Source organism: Methanosaeta sp. UBA458, assembly GCF_002496085.1.
GTDB lineage: Archaea > Halobacteriota > Methanosarcinia > Methanotrichales > Methanotrichaceae > Methanothrix > Methanothrix soehngenii.
On record NZ_DAIK01000167.1, the window covers coordinates 2180 to 19131 of the forward strand.

30 protein-coding genes are annotated in these 16952 nt (G+C 54.3%); 3 read left to right on the forward strand and 27 right to left on the reverse strand.

Annotated features, from left to right (window positions below):
- From BP822_RS12265 to BP822_RS12390, 26 genes are all read right to left on the reverse strand, one after another.
- Nucleotides 1-521 (reverse strand): DUF106 domain-containing protein (locus tag BP822_RS12265; protein WP_286878385.1); only part of this gene is annotated, 521 nt, incomplete at its 3' end.
- Complete coding sequence (gene secY, locus BP822_RS12270; RefSeq protein ID WP_286878386.1) at nucleotides 518-2131, reverse strand: preprotein translocase subunit SecY; 1614 nt, start codon at nucleotides 2129-2131, stop codon at nucleotides 518-520. The genes BP822_RS12265 and secY, both read right to left, overlap by 4 nt.
- Nucleotides 2128-2505 (reverse strand): uL15m family ribosomal protein, encoded by a 378-nt coding sequence (locus BP822_RS12275; protein WP_273271932.1) that lies wholly within the window; start codon nucleotides 2503-2505, stop codon nucleotides 2128-2130. The genes secY and BP822_RS12275 overlap by 4 nt, the downstream gene beginning before the upstream one ends.
- Before the next feature lie 5 nt (nucleotides 2506-2510).
- Nucleotides 2511-2966, reverse strand: coding sequence for a 50S ribosomal protein L30 (locus tag BP822_RS12280; RefSeq protein ID WP_276620639.1), 456 nt, complete (start codon nucleotides 2964-2966; stop codon nucleotides 2511-2513).
- Between the two features lie 2 nt (nucleotides 2967-2968).
- Complete coding sequence (locus BP822_RS12285) at nucleotides 2969-3592, reverse strand: 30S ribosomal protein S5 (protein WP_013720115.1); 624 nt, start codon at nucleotides 3590-3592, stop codon at nucleotides 2969-2971.
- 4 nt (nucleotides 3593-3596) lie between these two features.
- Nucleotides 3597-4106, reverse strand: coding sequence for a 50S ribosomal protein L18 (locus BP822_RS12290; RefSeq protein WP_342674288.1), 510 nt, complete (start codon nucleotides 4104-4106; stop codon nucleotides 3597-3599).
- Nucleotide 4107: 1 nt separating this feature from the next.
- Nucleotides 4108-4569: a 50S ribosomal protein L19e gene (locus BP822_RS12295; RefSeq protein WP_013720117.1), complete on the reverse strand. Its 462-nt coding sequence runs from the start codon at nucleotides 4567-4569 to the stop codon at nucleotides 4108-4110.
- A gap of 2 nt (nucleotides 4570-4571) precedes the next feature.
- A complete protein-coding gene (locus BP822_RS12300) occupies nucleotides 4572-4946 on the reverse strand; it encodes a 50S ribosomal protein L32e (protein ID WP_013720118.1) in 375 nt (124 codons plus the stop codon).
- Nucleotides 4947-4952: 6 nt separating this feature from the next.
- A complete protein-coding gene (locus BP822_RS12305) occupies nucleotides 4953-5483 on the reverse strand; it encodes a 50S ribosomal protein L6 (protein ID WP_276836919.1) in 531 nt (176 codons plus the stop codon).
- Nucleotides 5484-5491: 8 nt separating this feature from the next.
- Nucleotides 5492-5881 (reverse strand): 30S ribosomal protein S8, encoded by a 390-nt coding sequence (locus tag BP822_RS12310; RefSeq protein WP_013720120.1) that lies wholly within the window; start codon nucleotides 5879-5881, stop codon nucleotides 5492-5494.
- Nucleotides 5882-5890: 9 nt separating this feature from the next.
- Nucleotides 5891-6043: a 30S ribosomal protein S14 gene (locus BP822_RS12315; RefSeq protein ID WP_013720121.1), complete on the reverse strand. Its 153-nt coding sequence runs from the start codon at nucleotides 6041-6043 to the stop codon at nucleotides 5891-5893.
- Complete coding sequence (locus BP822_RS12320) at nucleotides 6040-6546, reverse strand: 50S ribosomal protein L5 (RefSeq protein ID WP_013720122.1); 507 nt, start codon at nucleotides 6544-6546, stop codon at nucleotides 6040-6042. Before BP822_RS12320 ends, BP822_RS12315 begins: the two co-directional genes overlap by 4 nt.
- 5 nt (nucleotides 6547-6551) lie before the next feature.
- Complete coding sequence (locus BP822_RS12325; RefSeq protein ID WP_013720123.1) at nucleotides 6552-7256, reverse strand: 30S ribosomal protein S4e; 705 nt, start codon at nucleotides 7254-7256, stop codon at nucleotides 6552-6554.
- Nucleotides 7253-7612 carry a 50S ribosomal protein L24 gene (gene rplX, locus BP822_RS12330; protein ID WP_048132396.1) on the reverse strand — a complete coding sequence of 120 codons (360 nt, stop codon included), beginning with the start codon at nucleotides 7610-7612 and terminating at the stop codon, nucleotides 7253-7255. Before rplX ends, BP822_RS12325 begins: the two co-directional genes overlap by 4 nt.
- 7 nt (nucleotides 7613-7619) lie before the next feature.
- A complete protein-coding gene (gene rpl14p / locus BP822_RS12335; RefSeq protein ID WP_013720125.1) occupies nucleotides 7620-8018 on the reverse strand; it encodes a 50S ribosomal protein L14 in 399 nt (132 codons plus the stop codon).
- A complete protein-coding gene (locus BP822_RS12340) occupies nucleotides 8015-8335 on the reverse strand; it encodes a 30S ribosomal protein S17 (RefSeq protein WP_048132398.1) in 321 nt (106 codons plus the stop codon). Before BP822_RS12340 ends, rpl14p begins: the two co-directional genes overlap by 4 nt.
- Nucleotides 8332-8625, reverse strand: a complete 294-nt coding sequence (locus BP822_RS12345) for a ribonuclease P protein component 1 (protein ID WP_276620635.1) — start codon at nucleotides 8623-8625, stop codon at nucleotides 8332-8334. Before BP822_RS12345 ends, BP822_RS12340 begins: the two co-directional genes overlap by 4 nt.
- Nucleotides 8622-8822 (reverse strand): 50S ribosomal protein L29, encoded by a 201-nt coding sequence (gene rpmC / locus BP822_RS12350; RefSeq protein WP_013720128.1) that lies wholly within the window; start codon nucleotides 8820-8822, stop codon nucleotides 8622-8624. Before rpmC ends, BP822_RS12345 begins: the two co-directional genes overlap by 4 nt.
- A gap of 5 nt (nucleotides 8823-8827) precedes the next feature.
- Complete coding sequence (locus tag BP822_RS12355; protein ID WP_286878387.1) at nucleotides 8828-9664, reverse strand: 30S ribosomal protein S3; 837 nt, start codon at nucleotides 9662-9664, stop codon at nucleotides 8828-8830.
- Nucleotides 9664-10125, reverse strand: a complete 462-nt coding sequence (locus tag BP822_RS12360; protein ID WP_286878388.1) for a 50S ribosomal protein L22 — start codon at nucleotides 10123-10125, stop codon at nucleotides 9664-9666. Before BP822_RS12360 ends, BP822_RS12355 begins: the two co-directional genes overlap by 1 nt.
- A gap of 9 nt (nucleotides 10126-10134) precedes the next feature.
- Nucleotides 10135-10545 (reverse strand): 30S ribosomal protein S19, encoded by a 411-nt coding sequence (locus tag BP822_RS12365; RefSeq protein ID WP_048133247.1) that lies wholly within the window; start codon nucleotides 10543-10545, stop codon nucleotides 10135-10137.
- 9 nt (nucleotides 10546-10554) lie between these two features.
- Nucleotides 10555-11268: a 50S ribosomal protein L2 gene (locus BP822_RS12370; RefSeq protein ID WP_013720132.1), complete on the reverse strand. Its 714-nt coding sequence runs from the start codon at nucleotides 11266-11268 to the stop codon at nucleotides 10555-10557.
- Between the two features lie 10 nt (nucleotides 11269-11278).
- On the reverse strand, nucleotides 11279-11527 hold the full coding sequence (locus tag BP822_RS12375; protein WP_013720133.1) for a 50S ribosomal protein L23: 249 nt from the start codon (nucleotides 11525-11527) through the stop codon (nucleotides 11279-11281).
- Nucleotides 11524-12297: a 50S ribosomal protein L4 gene (gene rpl4p, locus BP822_RS12380; RefSeq protein WP_273271925.1), complete on the reverse strand. Its 774-nt coding sequence runs from the start codon at nucleotides 12295-12297 to the stop codon at nucleotides 11524-11526. Before rpl4p ends, BP822_RS12375 begins: the two co-directional genes overlap by 4 nt.
- Before the next feature lie 3 nt (nucleotides 12298-12300).
- Nucleotides 12301-13305, reverse strand: coding sequence for a 50S ribosomal protein L3 (locus BP822_RS12385; protein ID WP_013720135.1), 1005 nt, complete (start codon nucleotides 13303-13305; stop codon nucleotides 12301-12303).
- Nucleotides 13306-14145: a putative RNA uridine N3 methyltransferase gene (locus BP822_RS12390; protein ID WP_286878390.1), complete on the reverse strand. Its 840-nt coding sequence runs from the start codon at nucleotides 14143-14145 to the stop codon at nucleotides 13306-13308.
- A 333-nt stretch (nucleotides 14146-14478) separates the two neighbouring features.
- On the opposite strand from BP822_RS12390, the gene BP822_RS12395 reads away from it, so the two are divergent.
- Nucleotides 14479-15402 carry a hypothetical protein gene (locus tag BP822_RS12395; protein WP_286878391.1) on the forward strand — a complete coding sequence of 308 codons (924 nt, stop codon included), beginning with the start codon at nucleotides 14479-14481 and terminating at the stop codon, nucleotides 15400-15402.
- A 103-nt stretch (nucleotides 15403-15505) separates the two neighbouring features.
- Nucleotides 15506-15973, forward strand: a complete 468-nt coding sequence (locus BP822_RS12400; RefSeq protein ID WP_013720138.1) for a hypothetical protein — start codon at nucleotides 15506-15508, stop codon at nucleotides 15971-15973.
- Nucleotides 15974-15989: 16 nt separating this feature from the next.
- Here BP822_RS12400 and BP822_RS12405 read toward each other — a convergent pair whose 3' ends face one another.
- Nucleotides 15990-16229, reverse strand: a complete 240-nt coding sequence (locus BP822_RS12405) for a hypothetical protein (protein WP_048132400.1) — start codon at nucleotides 16227-16229, stop codon at nucleotides 15990-15992.
- Nucleotides 16230-16568: 339 nt separating this feature from the next.
- Between BP822_RS12405 and BP822_RS12410 the strand changes: the two genes are divergently transcribed.
- Nucleotides 16569-16790: a hypothetical protein gene (locus BP822_RS12410; RefSeq protein WP_013720139.1), complete on the forward strand. Its 222-nt coding sequence runs from the start codon at nucleotides 16569-16571 to the stop codon at nucleotides 16788-16790.
- Nucleotides 16791-16952 lie beyond the last annotated feature (162 nt).

A 16952-nucleotide genomic window follows, 5' to 3' on the forward strand; every position in this document is an offset into this window, starting at 1 on the left:
ATCGGCCCCAGAACCATTTCGGTGATACCATGCGTCCCCCAGAAGGGAAAGGTCATGGTGATTCCACCGGAGTTATGAATGTAGAAATATATCCACATAAAGAGGGGAATAGATATGATGCCGATGTAGAGCATGGGTTTGAACTGCATCTGCATCATCTTTCCTTGTTCCGAGACCATCTTCATCTGCTCAGTCTGCAGAGACTGAACCTTAGCCTGGTCCCCAGCCAGCTGAGCTGCCTTCATGTTGGTCTGCAGGGCTCTCATCTTCTCCTGCTGGCGACGCATAAAATCCCAGTCCATGGTATACTTCTGAACCAGGCTGGCATAAAGGCCGGTAATGGCCGCCAGGATGAAGAGGATGACCGGAAAGGACAGCCCCGTCTGAGGCAACCATCCCAGAAGGTGATCCATGACCTGCCCTAAGAGGTTCCTGTAATCCTCGATCATCACCCCGAAAAAAAAGAGGATGCCCAGTACCAGGGCCGCTCTGTCCAGAGTACTGGACATGGATTGCTTCATGCAGAAGCTCCAAAGAACTTCTGCATCATCGGGTACATCTCCTGAATCTGCTCGCTGGCTATCTGCTCATAGAGCCGGTAGACAATGCTCACCGCCAGAAGAAGACCTGTGCCTCCCGCACCACCCAGGGTTCCCATAAGGCTGGCAATCAGGGTCAAGACCCCAATGATCACGCCGCCGATCACAGTCACCTTGGGAATGTACCGTTCCATTAGCTTCTCAATTGAAGCAGGATTCCTCCTGTAACCGGGGACCTGCAGTCCTGAGTTATGGATCTTGGCAGCGACGCTCTTGGGCCCCATTCCAGTGGTCTCAATCCAGAATATGGCGAACAGAATGCCGCCGATGATCAGGAAAGCGGAATCTGTGAGCACATGCAAGAGGATCTGATAGCCGGCAATGGGCGAGAATCCAAGCTCTGCCATCCCCGCTGTAGAGGTGGTCACCATGCTGGGAATCCAGTCTTCCGGCCCTCCTATGGGCGAGAGGTAATACATGAGCCCTGATACCGGCTGGGGTGATTGTCCGCTGATGGCAGCGCCGGTGGCGGCATCAAACTGGGATTGAGATATGAAATTGCCCAGGAGGCTGGAGTAGCCGGTATAGACCGTGGTCACACCCTCGCCAGTCACAGTAGCTGTGGAGACTGTTCCAAGCCTTGATGCCAGCAATGCCCCCAGCATCTCGATGTTGGCCTGAATAGCCCTTACCAGGATCATGGGAAGGACTGATGCATAGACCAGCTTTACCGGGAACCGGCCTCTTGCACCCCGCACCCGGCTGTGGGCCAGAGGAATTTCAATTCTCGTAGACTCCACCAAAACGACCAGCAATATGATCAGAATGGTGGATATGAGGGCCAGAATTCCTCCGGTGATCATGATAAACCGGATGCCTTCAGAGGTGAAGAGAGTATCAAAGCTGATCAGCTGCAGCCTGATGATATCAATCCACTTGGGGATGATCCCCACCGAGAGGCCGGCTTCGCCTGTAGCTGGATTGATCAGACCGGTGACCAGCTGCTGGCTGATTCCCGCCACGATGAACAGGCCCACTCCTGATCCTACGCCCCATTTGGACACCACCTCGTCCATATAAACAATAAGGGATCCGCCAATAAAGACCTGAATAAATATCAATAAGGATATTATGCCCAGGGATACGCCTAAAGCGTTCGCCACTCCCTCGTCAGGCAGGAGATAGCCGCCCAGCACCTGGGGCAAGCCTTCAACGGCAACCATCAGAAAAACCAGAGCCTTTTGGGTGCCCTGATAGATGGCCTGATCCCGGGGATCGCTCAGATTGAGCTTGATGATCTCCGCTCCAACCAGAAGCTGGAGCACAATGGATGCGGTAACGATGGGACCGATGCCCAAAAGCATCATCGTGCCGAAGGATCCGGCGAAAAAGGCACGGTAAGAGCTGAAGAGGTCTATAGATGCCGCAGAGAGGCCAAATAGAGGTATGTTTCCAAGGATGAAGTAAAGGAGCAATATGGCCAGAGTCCAGCTTAGCTTTCTCTTAAAATGGACGTGCCCCGTGGGCCGTTCCACCGAAGGGAGCCGGCGCACAAAGGGCTCTATCGCATAAAAGAAACTTTGCTGGTTCATACTACTACTGCCTGACCACCAGCAGCCTCGATCTTGCTCTTAGCCGTGGCAGTGAATCCTAAAGCCTTAACCTCCAGCTTCCGGGTTACCCTACCTCGACCGAGAACCTTCAATTCATTGATCTCAACCTTGCCGTCCTGGCCGGCCAGCTGGTCCAGCTCATCGACATTGACCACATCTACCTCCTCAGCTAAAGGCAGCCGGACGAAGCCATGCTTACCCATTTCGGTGCCAAGAAGGATGGATCTCATGAAGTGATGCTTGCATTTGCCTGAATCTCCACGGCCGCCACGGGTTCCTCCTCCGCGCATGTTCTTGTGCTTGCCGTGGTAGGTTCTATGACCTCTCTTTTCTTTGGTCTTTGGTCTAACCATTTTTTCTACCTCATCCTCTTGATAAGATCCGCCAAATTCTGGTGGAATCCCAGATCTCCACCCTGTTGAGCGGTCTTCTTGGTAGTTCTTAAGCCCTTCCGAGCAGGGTGCAGCCTGAATATGGGCTTGATTTGCAGATCTTTCAGACTGGCAGAGCCGGAGTTGATGGCTTTGGCCAGTTCCTTAAAAGATGAATAAGGTGTATTCTCCTTTAAATACTGCTCTGTCAGGCGTCGGTTGGCGCTCAGCCTGCCCCTTCTCTCTAAGAGCATAGCCAGAGTATCATCATCGATCTCGCCCCAGGCCACGTAGTCCTTGACCTTCTGGATCATGCCCCGGTAATGGGGGTCTTCTTTGACCACAACGCAGTGGTTGACCCTATGAATATGGAGCATAGCCAGGGTGTCCTTGATCTCCGGCCTGAGGTTCACCTCCCCTCTCAATCTCACTATGGCAAACATCTTCAGGCCCTCACAGTTATGGTATTGATGAGCGCGTTGTATGTCGCTTTAGCGAAGTTGATGGTGGTCCTGGTGGAGCCTGCGGTCCTGGTCCAGACATCCTTGATTCCGGCCATATCCATGACCTTCTTGCTGGTATCTCCGGCTGCAATGCCCAAGCCACGAGGCGCTGGGATGAGCACTACCCGAACGCTTCCGGACTCGCCCACTACCTGATAGGGCACAGTGTGAGGCTGGCCGCAACCACATTCCCAGCTGCCGCAGCCCCGGTTCACCTTCATAATGTTCCTCTTGGCGTTATCGATGCCCTTTTTGATGGCCTTTCCCACCTGAACATCCTTTCCCTCGCCAAGACCAATGTAGCCGTCTCTGTTGCCCACAATGACTGTGGTTCTGAACTTGACCCTCCTTCCGGAGTCAGTCATCCTCTGAACCATGTTGATATCCAGAACCTCATCCTCGAGCCCTGGAATGAGCGCATCTATCAGTCCGGCCTCTTTTATGGGCAGGCCGGATGCAATGGCCTCATCGAAAGTGGTTACCTGACCCTCATAGACCAGCTTTCCAAGCCTCGTCTTGGGGACCCACTCCTCTTGGTAAAAATCGCGTTTCTTCTTCTGATCCATACACTCACCCCAGTATCTTCTCTCTAGCAGCCTCGAACTGGGCTACGGTGTCTTTTCCAGTAAAGCTCTTTATGTGCTCCCCACGGATCCTCTCCTCATCCGGGAAGATCTCGGGGCTGTGGGGCACATCTACTCCTGCATCTACTACCCCCTTAATGGCGGCATAGATCCTGTTCCCTTTGGTGGAGGCATGCAGCCCTATGTCTGCTACTCCTCCTTCTACCCCAATAGCTAGCATCTTCTTGCCGAAAAGCAGGCCTGTAAGGTATGCTGCAGGCAGATTGCCGACAGCTGAGGAGAAGCCGAATCCTTTGAGCTCCCGGGAGTTGACCGTCAGCAGGGTCTTGTCACCCTCAAGCTCTGCCACCACCAGCTGCAGAGTGGTGCTGGCATTGCTCTTCCTGACTACAACTCTCGGTCTCTTGGATAGCAGTAGCTTGTATCTGACATGATAGTTGGTCTTGCCCTCTTTCCTTCTGCGGAGAGGAACCTTATATCTCGGTCCAGTTGCCAAGTCACTCACCCCGAGCAAGGCCCTTGGCCTTTATAAAGGAATTCATATGCGCTGTGCTCCTGTACTCTCCACCCTTGGATTTGCGGTAGAGCAGTCGGTAAGCATGCCGGTCGATCTGACCAGTATCCCGCAGCTCCCTGAGCCTCTTTCGCAGAGCCCGGATCTTGGTCATCCACAGCTCTTTGCGTGGGCTGCGAGCGCCTTTGGCACCCCTTCTGTGTCCAGGTCCCTTGCAATGGCCGTAGGCTCTCTTGGCATTCTTGGCCCTGATCCTTCCCCGGCTGTTGCCCTTCTTGGGCTTGGCTTTGATGTTGCCATCGCTGATCTGAGAGCGAATATCCTCCCGGGTGATAGCATCGCCCAGGGCGCCTGCCAACTCAGGATCGGGATTGATCCAGACCCGACTCTCGCCGATATTCAGCTCAGATGCCGCCAGCCTTCGCTGGGTGGTAAATCCCGGCATGTTCAGGCCCCTCCTTTGGGATTGAGGATCTTGAGCCCCATCTCCGCAGCCTTAGCCTGAATATCCAGCCGTTTTTTCATCCCCACGGCAGAGGCAATACGCACTGCGCAACCTTGAGCGGCTGCCAGCTCTGCCACATTGTTCACCCTAATCTCAGCCATTCCGCTGGGATGATATCCTCGAACGGCCTTTGGGCTTCCAAAGCCAGGTTGGACAACCCGGCCTTTGGCAGCTATATGCTGCCTGAGCTTATTGTGCAGGCCACGGGGCTTTCGCCAACTTGTGCCAAGCTTCTTCTTTTTATGTGAATCATGAAAGTTGAACTCGGGCTTCTTGGACTTCTGCCTGGTTCTGACTCTTAGCAATCTTTCTGCCATCCGAATTCACCTCTTGTCTATCAGGTATATCCCATCCTGGAATATCCTGACATCGAAGCCATGCACCCTGGTCGCCTGTTCGATATTGGCCATGGTCTGGCCAACATTCTCCTTGTCGATGCCTGTAATCACGACTTCGTCTTTGCCTATCTCGACCTTGGTTCCCGGCAGAACTCGAGCAGATCGAGACTTCCTCTCGCCGAGGAAGTTGTTTATGATCAACTCATCGGAAGCTGCCTTGAGCTGGATGGGGAAGTGAGAGTACACGACCTTCATCCTGTACTCATATCCTTTAGTAACGCCGGTAACCATATTGTTTATGTGAGAGGCCAGCGTTCCCACCATTGCTCTGTGGCGCTTGCGGTCGACCCTGGAATTTACGATCACCTGAAGATCCTCTTTGCGGATCTCCAGGTCGGGATAGGAGAGCGTCCGGGATAACTCGCCTTTTGGCCCCTTAACCGTGACGACATTCCTGTCCACGGAGACTGTAACTCCTTCCGGGATCTCTACCTGTCGCGCAATCTCTTTGACCATCAGACCACCTAATATACATACGCCAGGAGCTGTCCTCCCAGGGACTGGGCCCTGGCATCAGAGTGGGCCATGACCCCTTTGTTGGTGCTCAGTATTAGCACCCCAAAGTTCTTGGCAGGGAGGAATCTCTTCTCCCACTTCTCCATCTCCGTAGCCTTGGTGGAGAACCGCGGCTTGATGACACCGCAGCGGTTGATCCTTCCCAGGAGCTTCACCCGGAACATTCCTGACTTTCCATCATCGATAAACTCAAACTCGCCGATGTATCCCCTATCCGCCATGACCTTCAGGGCCCTGCCTATGACTTTAGAGGCGGGATGGATGATACATTCAGGCTTGCCTACGCTCTCCGCATTCTTTATAACGGACATCGCATCGGCCAGTGGATCCAATAACAACGCAACCACCTACGAATACTTTTCAAATCCCATTTCAGGGGCTATCTCTCGGAAGCACTGCCGGCACAGGTAGATACCGTACTTTCTAACCAGGCCGTTCTTGCGGCTGCAACGCTTGCAAACGTTTGCTCCTCTTCCATAGACCTTCTTGCCTTTCTTCATGCTGCCTCCAAGACCTCAACGCCGAACTTCTTTTTGATGAACTCCACGGTATCGTCCTGACCCAGCCTCTGCCTGCTTGGCAGCTTCTTTTTAGACACCCTTCTCCGGGCGATTCTGTAGCCGGCCCTCTTCAGAGCTACGGAGACATCCATGCCGAAGATGCCTATCTCCGGGTCATATCTCATCCCGGGAAAGTCGGTGTGCTCCTCGATACCAAAAGAGAAGTTGCCCTGCTGATCGAACTGGCTCATCCTCAGGCTGTTGCCCGCGGCTTTGAGGGCTATGGCCAGAAAGTCCTCCGCTGCTTTTCCCCGCAGGGTAAGCTTGGCGCCAATTGGCTCCTTCTTTTTTATGTTGAATGTGGGCAGAGTCTTCTTGGCCATGGAGCGAACTGGCTGCTGTTTGGTGATCGTCTTCATGATAGTCTCAGCGTTCACCAGCCTCTGACCGCTCTCTCCTACCCCCACATGCACGACGACCTTGTCGATGCGGGGTTCGAGCATTATATTCATCTGGCGGCCCCCAGTTTGATGACGGGACTGTCCGTTCCGATCATATAGACGTACTCCTCAATGGTTTCGAACTCCTTGTCTCCGGATATTATGACCCGGTTGGGCTGAGAGCTCTTCACCTTTATGATATCCTTGATCTTCCCAGTCTGGCCGCTGTGCTTTCCGCCCACGACCATGGCCAGGTTGCCGACCTTGAACTCGATCCTTTCATCGATATCTTTTTCGGGTATAGAGAGAACCAGAGAGTCGCCCACTTTGTAGTCACCTTCCGCCAGCTTATTCGAGCCGTCGGATAGGTTGAGCTGCTGCTTATTGCCTCTGAGGACGGTTTTATTCTCGATCCGGGCCAGCTTTCTCGCACTTCCCGGCTCAAGGAGACTCAGATAGAACATCCCCTTCTCGTCCTTCAGCATTCTGTATTGCTGATCGAGCAGCGGCAAACCGATCACATCGAATATGCCTATGGGGAGCTTATGATCCTTCTGGGATTTGCCGTCCACCAGAACCTTGCCCTCATAAAGGACCCTCTTGGCCTCGCGGGCGTTATCCACCAGCTTGAGCATATCCCTGATCACCATCAAGAGAGGCATGCTCTCCTGAGAGGAATGAGGGCCTGGGCTGCTCTTGGGGACCCATACGCTGGTCTTTCTGGCCACCGGCCAGCTAACCGGGATAGTCAGCCTCTTCTGATGTCGGCTCATTCAGATCGCCTCTCAAAGATCTTCTCCCTCTCTGCATCCTCAAGCTCGAGCTTGACGATTACCACATTCGAGGGGTGAATGGTTCTGGGCACCTCAGTTCCATCGGCGCGGTAGTTGCTCACTCCCGCTACCTTTATGGTGCATCTCTTGATGTCTACGTCCTCGACTGCACCTTCTGTGCCGGCGTGATCTCCACGTACCACCTTGACCGTATCGCCCTTGCGGAGCTGAGCATTGCGTTTCTTCAGCTCTTCACGCAGGGCCCGGCTTAAGGGAGCATGCATGTACTTTTGACGCCGATGCAACGGTGCAGTGTACCTCTCTTTCCGCTGCTTTCTGGGCTGTTTTGTAATCATAGAATCATCACACAATTATGGATGCCGCGGAGGCGATCTTGCCGAACCTCTCCGCTACCTCACGGGCCACGGGTCCCTTGACCTCGGAGCCCTTGGGTACGCCCTCATCGTCCACTATGACGGCGGCGTTATCCTCGAACTTCACTCTGAGGCCGTCGGGCCTGCGAAACTCCTTCCTCTGGCGGATGATGACAGCTTTAAAGATCTGCTTTCTCATCTCAGGAGTTCCCTTCTTAACGGACACGATCACTATATCCCCGATTCCTGCGCAGGGCTGTCTATTTTTCACGCCTCGATAGTTCTTTACCGAGATAACGTGTAGCGTCCGCGCACCTGTATTGTCTACACAATCCAGGTATGCGCCAGTGTTGATCGCCCTTGGGATCTTGGCCTTCTGTCCTCTCATTTCAAGACCTCCACTACCACATAGGATTTGGTCTTGGAGAGGGGCCGACACTCAGCTATTTTGACACGATCTCCGGCCTTGGCTTCAAGGCATGGAGGATTGTGCGCATGGATCTTGGACTGCCTCTTCTCAAATCGTTCGTACTTCGTTGCTTTCTTTTCAAACTTGCGCATAACTACCACGGTGTTATCCATCTTGTCGCTGACCACAGTGCAACTGAAGACCTGGCCGCGTACAGGAAGGGTACCATGGAAGGGACACTTGGGATCGTTGCACTCCTTTTCCGGGGGGGCTACGTCCAGTCCGATATCCCTCATAACTTCCACCTCGTCCTCTGCATTCTTTTGCTTATTCTGTTCTCAGGCTGCGAGATCAAAACCGAGCCCGCGACCCTCGCCCTCTGCCCGTCGGGCAGGGTGATGGTCAGGCTGGCATTCTTTTTTGGAATGCGCAAGACCTTGCGCTCTGTCTCCAAAAGGAATGTGTTCCTGGTCTCGTCCACAATCCTTCCCCTGAGCCCGACGATACCCGGCTCGCTGTTGGACTCGACCTGAACATTCAGGCCGATGAGCTCGTGTCTCGCCAGGTTCGTGGGGTTGAGCTTCACTTCCTTCGCTCCGTCTGGACCGTTTTGATCCGGGCAATCGTCCTGCGGATGTCTTTAATCCTCCCCGGCTTCTCCGGGGCGCCACCAGCAGTGACGACGCCTCTCTCGCGGATGAGCTCACTCTCGAGCTTATGCAGCTCCTCGGATATCTCTTCCGCGTTCATGTTTCTTATCTCATCAATCTTGAAGATGGCCATTTGGATCACTCATCCTTGAGGACGGGCTCGCTCTCCGCCTTTTCTTCAGGAAGGGGAGCAATCTCTGTCGCGTTCTCTGCAGGCATGGATGGCTCTTCCAGGGGCTCAGGCTTGACCTCGGCCGCCTCGGGCTCTGATTCCAGGAGCTGATCCAGTTCGCTCTTCTTCTCCTCAGCGGGCGCTGGTGTTGGCGCGGGCACAGGAGCAGGAGCGGCTGATGGTGCTGGTTCTGGTGCCGGTGGCGCCTGTGGAGCTTCAATCTGGAAGTCGTCTGGCAGCCGGACATCCGGTGGGATGATCCTGACCTGACAGCCGATGACTCCCAGCTTCTTTACTGCCACAGAGTAGCCCCGATCCACGAGGTCGATGGCCGGCTTGCCGGAATGCTTGATGTAGCCGGCGATGAACTTCTCTGTTCGGGATCGTGGACCGGTCAGCTTGCCGCTGATCACTATCTCGCAGCCCAAAGCCCCTGCGTCCATCACTCTTCGCATCATGGACTGGCCGGCTTTCCGGAAGTACCAGCCCCGTTCCAGGGATGATGCCAGACGGTTGGCCACCACTCGGCCGTTGAGGTCGCCCCGACCCACATCCTGCACATCTATCTGGGGATTGTCCAGGTGGAACCTGCGATCCAAGTCACGGGTTATCTTGCGGATGAGTTTGCCGCCTTTGCCTATGACCATTCCCGGCTTTTCCGCATAGACGGTGATCTGGGTGCCCATGGGGGTGCGGTTCATCTGCATGCCGCCGTATCCTGCTCTCTCCAGCTCATCAGCCAGATACTCATTGACCAGGGCCTTGGTTATGCCCTCGGCCACGAACTTCTTTTCGACGGACATCAGCTCTTCACCTCGGTCAGGACCATCTCTATGGTCACGGTCTGGGTGTTCTTAGGGGTTGCTCTTCCCATGGCCCGGGGCATCCAGCCCTGGATGGTTCTGCCCGTGAGAGTGCCGGCATGGTAGATCCTGAGTTTCTCGGACTCCATGCCTTTGTACTCGCCGTTGGCGATGGCATTATCCAGGACCTTCAGGACCTCTCGTGCCGCCTTCTCGGGATATCTGCCTGCATCCCAGCCCATCAGGCCGTGCCTGTGGGCTACATTCCTGTTGTATCGCTTGAAGGGAACTGGCCTCTTCAAAGCGATAACATCTTCCAGATAGTCTCGGGCACGGTTAGCCCGCATGCCTCTTAGCGTCCTGCAGATCTCGCGGGCATGCTTTGGTGAGATGTGAAGCTCCATCCCCATGGCCCTTGAAGAGCGTCCTGCAGGCGTAAGCGAATAGTTCAATCTGCCCAATCTCACACCTCACTTCAGCGGCACATACTTGCTTGATCTGGTAGCGCCCACGCCTGCGGCTCCGTGCTGGACGCGACCGCGCGTCATAGCGAACTCGCCGAAGAAGTGCCCGATCATCTCGGGCATGACCTCTACCTTCTCAAAGCTCTTGCCGTTATAGATCTCGATGCTCTTGCCCACCATATCCGGCAGAATTAGCATGTTCCGGATGTGGGTTCGAACTGAGTCTTTGTTCTTCAGGTTTGCCAGGAGCTTCTTGTTCTCCTTGGCAAGACCTCTCTTGATCGATCTGCGCTGCCGCGCTGGGAACAGCCCGGCAAGCTCCTCTATGCTTAACTTGGCGAGGTCGGCCATCTTCCGGCCCCGATACAAGAACTCTTCCTTTCTCTTGGGAAGCTTGGATCCTGCTTTCTTTGCCAAAACTATCACCTAGCGCTTACCGGTTCTCCGTGCGGCGATCGAGCCGACCTTTCGGCCGGGGGATGTATTCCTGCTGACCGTCTTGGGCCTGCCTGGATGCTGACGGCCGCCGCCGCCGAAGGGGTGGTCTACGGCGTTCATTGCCACCCCTCTGACCACGGGCCAGTTCTTGGGCTTGGAGCGGTACTTGAAGAAGCTCTTTCCTGCCTTAACCAGGGGCTTGTCCAGACGGCCGCCTCCCGCTACCACTCCGATGGTCGCCATGCATTTCGGGTTGAGCCATTTCATCTCCCCGCTGGGAAGCTGGACCACGGTTTGGCCTACATCATGAGCCACGAGGATGGCACAGACTCCGGAGGAGCGAGCGAACTGGCCGCCATGCCCGGGCTGCGACTCGACGTTGCAGATAGGTATGCCCTCTGGTATCTCCGAGAGAGGGAGAGTATTTCCCGGCTCGATTGGCGCAGATATGCCGCAGGCTATCTCCTGGCCGATGCAGACCCCCTCAGGGACCAGGATGTACCTCATCTCGCCGCTCGTCAGGGTCACCAGGCCCACGGGAGCAGTTCGAGCTGGGTCTCGCATAATATCCTGGACGATGCCCTTGACGGTCTCGTTCTGATCTCTTTTCAGGTGCTTGATGTCTGCTCTGTACCGGTGAGAGGGTGCCCTATACCTAGGACCTCCTGCGCCTCTATTTTGAGATATGATTCGATGTCCCATTGTATTACACCTACAGCAGTCCTAGCCTTGTGGCCAACTCGTTCGCGCTGCCCTCTCCGGCCAGCTTCACCACCGCCTTCTTCTGTCCCTGAGAGGTGATCATGGTCCTGACTGCCAGGACATCGACATCATAAAGATCCTCCAGGGCCTTTTTGATTTGAGGCTTGGTGGCATTTGTGTTCACCAGGAACTCCAGGGTGTCGTTGGAGTCGATCATGCTGGTGACCTTTTCTGTAACATAGGGGCTCTTGATAATCATTGATTTGCCTCCGGGGAGCCTTTTCCTGCCAGCTTCTCAAGGGATGATTCAGTCCATACGGTAAGTCTGCCGGCCCGGGTTCCAGGGGCGAGCAGCTCTGCGTTCAGCATGTCTACGGTGACGAAGTCAACCCCTGGAAGGTTCCGGGCTGCCTTTCCCAGGCCTGCGTCGTTGCCAGCGACGATGAGCAAGCTCTTTCTGCCTTTGTATTTCCTTCCCCGCAGCTTTCCCTTGCCGGCACGGATGTGCCTTCCTGCTTTTGCCCTCAGGACGTCATCCCAGAGGCCCGCTGCCATGAGGAACTTGATGATATCCGAGGTCTTGCTAAGGGTCTCGAGATCGTTCTTGGCCACGACCGGCAGCTCTCGGGAGAACTTATGACCCCGGGCCTCGACCAGGCCGGATGAGGCGGTAGCTGCAATAGCTGAGCGGATGGCTTTTCTTCTCTCCTTCTTATTGACCTTCTCGCTGTAGACGGCGTTTGGCTGTGGCGCATGCGATCTGCGGCCGCCCACTGCCATGGGGACGCCTGCTGCTCTCCTGCCGTTCTTAAGCCTGAGAACCCTGGAGGTGCCGTGTCCCGTGCCCCAGGAGACGGCGGAGGTGTTCATGCCGGCATAAAAGTGCGGCCCATAAGCCTGAAGCCTGTTTGCTTGGGCAGCCAGAACCGCTCTCTTGATGATATCCGGTCGGTACTCCTCCTCAAAGACTGCTGGCAGCTCTATCTCGCCAGCTGCGTTTCCCGATAGATCTATAACATTGGTTTTCATTGCTTAGACCCCCTGCTTGGATTCCTGGCTCACATGGAGCAGCTCGGGAGCTTTCACGAAGTTCTTTCCTGGCCTCATGGCATGCCTCATCCGCACGAGCCTCTTGATGGGGCCGGGGACGCTTCCTTTGATCAGGATATACTGGTTCTTGATCACGCCATAGCCGGGGAATCCCCCGTCCGGAGTGATCTTCGATCCGTCGGTTCCGATGAACATGAGCCTCTTATTATATTCTGTCCTCTGGTGGTAGCCCATCTGGCCCAGCTGGGGAACGCGCCAGCTGATATGGGCTGGATGCCAGGGGCCAAGGTTGCCCACATGGCGGACTTTGCCTGTGCGAGCATGCTTTCTCTTGGCCATGGCGATTCCCCAGCGCCTGACTGGTCCCTGGGTGCCTTTGCCCTTGGTAACGGCAGAGGTGTCCATCAGGTCGCCCAGCTCAAATACGCTGGAAATCGGGACCTGCTGGCCCAGCAGCGTCTGGGCAAAGGAGAGTCTGTCATTCATCGAGCCGCCGTTGATCGGCATCTCCATGATCTCAGGAACCTTCTTGGGAATTCCGGATACTAGTGTGGGATTGGTGTGCACCAGGACGCGGACATCGGCGATATCATCGCCCAGGGCGACCAGATCTCCGGGAGCGGTTCCTCGGGTCTTCTTGGGAACGGTCATCGCTCGGGAGAGCTCCGGGCTCAGGTTCTCTGCCCAAAGCTCGCCTGCCGGGCGTAGGCCGCCATTGTAGCTCTCGTAGGCGCGCACAGCCACCACGTTCATGGGGGGGACCTCAAGAACGGTCACGGGGGTGCTGATCTCCATGCCCTCGGTGAGGCTGCGCGGTCGGTCATCTATCATCATAACATGGGTCATGCCTGCTTTGTAGCCGGCGAAGCCTGCTATCCTGGCCTTGTCCTCCTCGAGCCAGCTTCTGATTCTGGGGACCTCGCTCTTGGCCCTCTTTCTGGGGCTGTAGGCCAGCGAACCTCGTCTAGGTCGGTGTATTGTTGCCATTTAGTCCTCCAAACTCATCAGGTTGAGAAGGGCGAGGGTGGCGAAAACCGCTTCCTCCACTCGAACCGTCTCTGTTCCCTGATGGGGAATGGTGTTGATCATTTCATACCTCTTCATTGATTCTTTACTCAAGAACGCATCTAGCCCTCGTGCGGGTGAGCCAAAGGCCACCGCAAGGTCGCGTTTGTTGCCCGATTGGACCAACTCCAGAAGTGCCTGGGGCGTTATAGCCCGACCGCTTCTGGAGGCAAGAACGATCCGGGTATCTCTCATTGATTCCAGATAGCTCTCCAGGCTATCCACTACCTCGGTCTCGTACCCCCAGTAATGGGGTATATCCTTTTGGTCAACAGGCTCAGCGGCGAGCGGTTCCTGCGAAAAGATTCTGACGTTTAGGCGTTGCCCTACCGGATACTTAATTCCAGTGCGAAGGGGAATTGGGCGATTGATTCCGATTTCCACCCATACGCCGCCATCAGATCCGACGCTTTCAACGACTGCTCCGACGCGAAACTCGCCAATCTTGAGCGATTCTGATTTTGAGTTGATGGGATGATGACTTGTGCGCAGCGGGGGCAGCATTCCCACGTGGCGCAGCTCTTCCCTGCGGGGGATGAGCAGCTTTCTCAGATATTGGGGGGTTTCCATGTAGCGCAGGATCATGGATATGAACCGGGAATCGTTGTATTCCTGGTCCCGGTAGATCACTATGCGGCTTACACGGAAGACTGCTGCTGCCCTTGCGATCTGGCCAACTTTGAGCGTGTTGACACGCGTATCCCTGCTCTCCATGGTGAGAGAGGACGGGATAAGGATGGCTCTCTCGCAGCGTCCAGTCATCAGGTTTTCCCTCCTCACAAGAGAGTGGATATATAAAAAGGTTTGGAAGGGAGATAACGGACGCGTTCCGATAATCGCTCAGTATGGGCTGAGCCAAAATACCTATCAACTCACCGGAATATCAAGTTATGCTCAAAGCCTAACCAAATATTAACCGATATCTGATTTAGGATGCCAGAAGTGATTTACTAGCCGGATATGGCCGGATTGTTCGAGCGCTACCGGGATATCCTGACTCCGGAAGAGCTCACATGGATGCAGGAGTCGATTGATCGCTTCCTGTTCACCCCATGATGGAAAATAAAAAATACTTGTTATCAACAATTGTCATGTATGAATATCGTTAATATTGCGGCCATCCTGGCATTCTTCATAATATCTGGAATTGTCGTTGCTGCTCCATTGCCACTTCAGTTGATAGTCAACAATGATACGATACAATGTGCGAGTTTCCTGCCAGGGGATGAGTGCATGGACTGCACGCCGCCCGATGGCTGGGAGATATTGGGTCCATATGGCCCTTGCCCGGAAGACTACACACTGGTTACTGTAAGGAGCAATTGCCAGGGCTTTGAGAATGAGCGTTGCTGCACAAAGTGGCATTCAGGGGCATCAGGAGACTGCCAAAACCTGGTTAAAAATGATTTGACCAGGGAATGCGCCCTTGTGGACGATGCGGCAAACCGCACCCTCCTCTCTGGATGGATGAAGATGCCCGAAAATGCCGCCAGCTGGTTATGCCCGCATGACTACAACTGGACGACACTCACAGGAACCATTCCCGCCAAGGTTGCTCAATACGGCCCAGTAAATGTAGCCTCTGTGACAAACGAGGCTGATTTTCTTGCAAGCCTCGGCAACAATGTATCTGGCTGGACCTGGCTGACGCAACCCGGTCAATCTGCAGCCTGGACTTTTTATAATCTGCCCACCAATCGGAGGCTTTACATTTATCTTACTCCTCTGGTAACTCGTCCTTCTGGAAACGGCGGAGGCAGCGGATATTCAACCGATGTGAGGATAACATATGAAACTCGAACCAGGAACATAAATTCGACCGTTTCGCTGAAGAACACCCATCCTGAGTTCCAGATGCCTGCAGACACCATGGGTTGGGGCTACCAGGCAATTGGCTACTTGATGATCCCTGCCGATAAGATTCCCTTTGATGGGAAGGTCAAAGTAACTCTTACTAAGTCTGCCAATGCTGAACATATAGCTGTCAATAAGGAGTGCTGCACCATTGAGTATGTATGATCATTTACCAAAAACCGATATCTCACAATCGATATATAGAAAGACGGCAATACCAGCATTAGCATGGATTCGGGTTCATTTGATTCATGCAGAGGATTTGATTATGGGAATAAAAGAGAGCTTTACCGCTGAGGAATGGAGGGGCTTGGTCAGCCTTCCTTATGCCGTATCAATGGCGATTGTCCTGGCCGCACCCTCATTACTGGGCACGTTTCACGAATCTAAGGCGCTGATCACTGAGCCGGCCAAGCTTGCAGCTTCTGCCAGCAGCGATCTGGTCGGCATACTGTCAGGCGAGATCCAATCCAGAGGAAGAGAGCTGATCGATGAGCAGAAGGATCTATTCAAGAAGGACCAGAACGGCTTTAGATCTAGGACCATCGAGGCCTGCAGGTCGGCCGCAGCCGCCCTTACCAAGGTCTCTTCAAAAGAGGCTGCTGCCTACAAAGAGTGGGTGCTGGCGATAGGACAAAAGGTTGCAGAGGCTGCGAAAGAGCAGGGCGTAGCGGTCAGCGAACCAGAAGAGGTACTCCTTAATGAGGTCTCCGCTGCTCTTGGCTCGAGCGCATAAAATATATAAACCCATTTCATCCCCTCTTTTTGGCCAGCACCCTTTTGGCGATCTTTTCCTCGTTCCAGTCCCTGAATGTCCTCCCCTTCATCGCCAGATTTAGGAATATCAATGCAAAAAACCACAGCCCCAATCCGATTATGACCGGGAACACCAGCCAGAACAAGAGCACGATCAAAACGAGCCCTAATATGAACAGACAAGCTGCTATTCCGCCATAAAGCAGCCTTCCGGAAGGATTCAGCTTCCCCGGCATAATAGATTAATTGACCTGTAAGCTATATAAACCGATCAGTCCAGTCCCCATACATCCGACAGCCGATGAATATGACCTGGCTAATAGAGCCTCAAGGCCGGTCACAATTCTTTTCAGGCCCATCTCTCTATCTCCAGAACTGCCACCATCGCTTTTTATAAAAGCTGTCCAATCCATCCCCACTTCATTAGCAGGGCATAGAGAGCCCCTGGATTGCCTGCCCCAGAAATCATCATTCTGTCTTTTGTATCTTATTCATACTTTCTATTATGTAAAAATGCTTTTCAGCTATCAATTTCTAGCAAAAATACTTAAACTTACACGTAGTAGATTCCCAATATGGCAGGAGTCTTCGAGCAGCTCACCAGGCGTCATAAAAGGGCAGTTCATGGAGGCCTTGAGGCAATGGAGCTGGAGGCAGCAATGGAGATCCTGGCGGAGGTATTCAGAATCAACCTGGAGGAGGTAGAAGATATGATCTCCAGCCGCCTGCCGGAGGTACAAACCGAAGCTCGCCAGGAAGAGGGACTGTGGCCGCAGGAGTTCTGGTTGGAGAGCTAAAGCATTTTTAACAGATCATGCGTTTCCGGACAGGTCAAATGAGGCCCGCCCTTCCGGCGGGCCATATAGCAGCCGATCAACGATCTGCTTTCCCTTGCGCAGCCGCCAGAATATGCTAGCTGCGACCCATCAGCCGATCTACTGCCAGAAACAGCACCACCC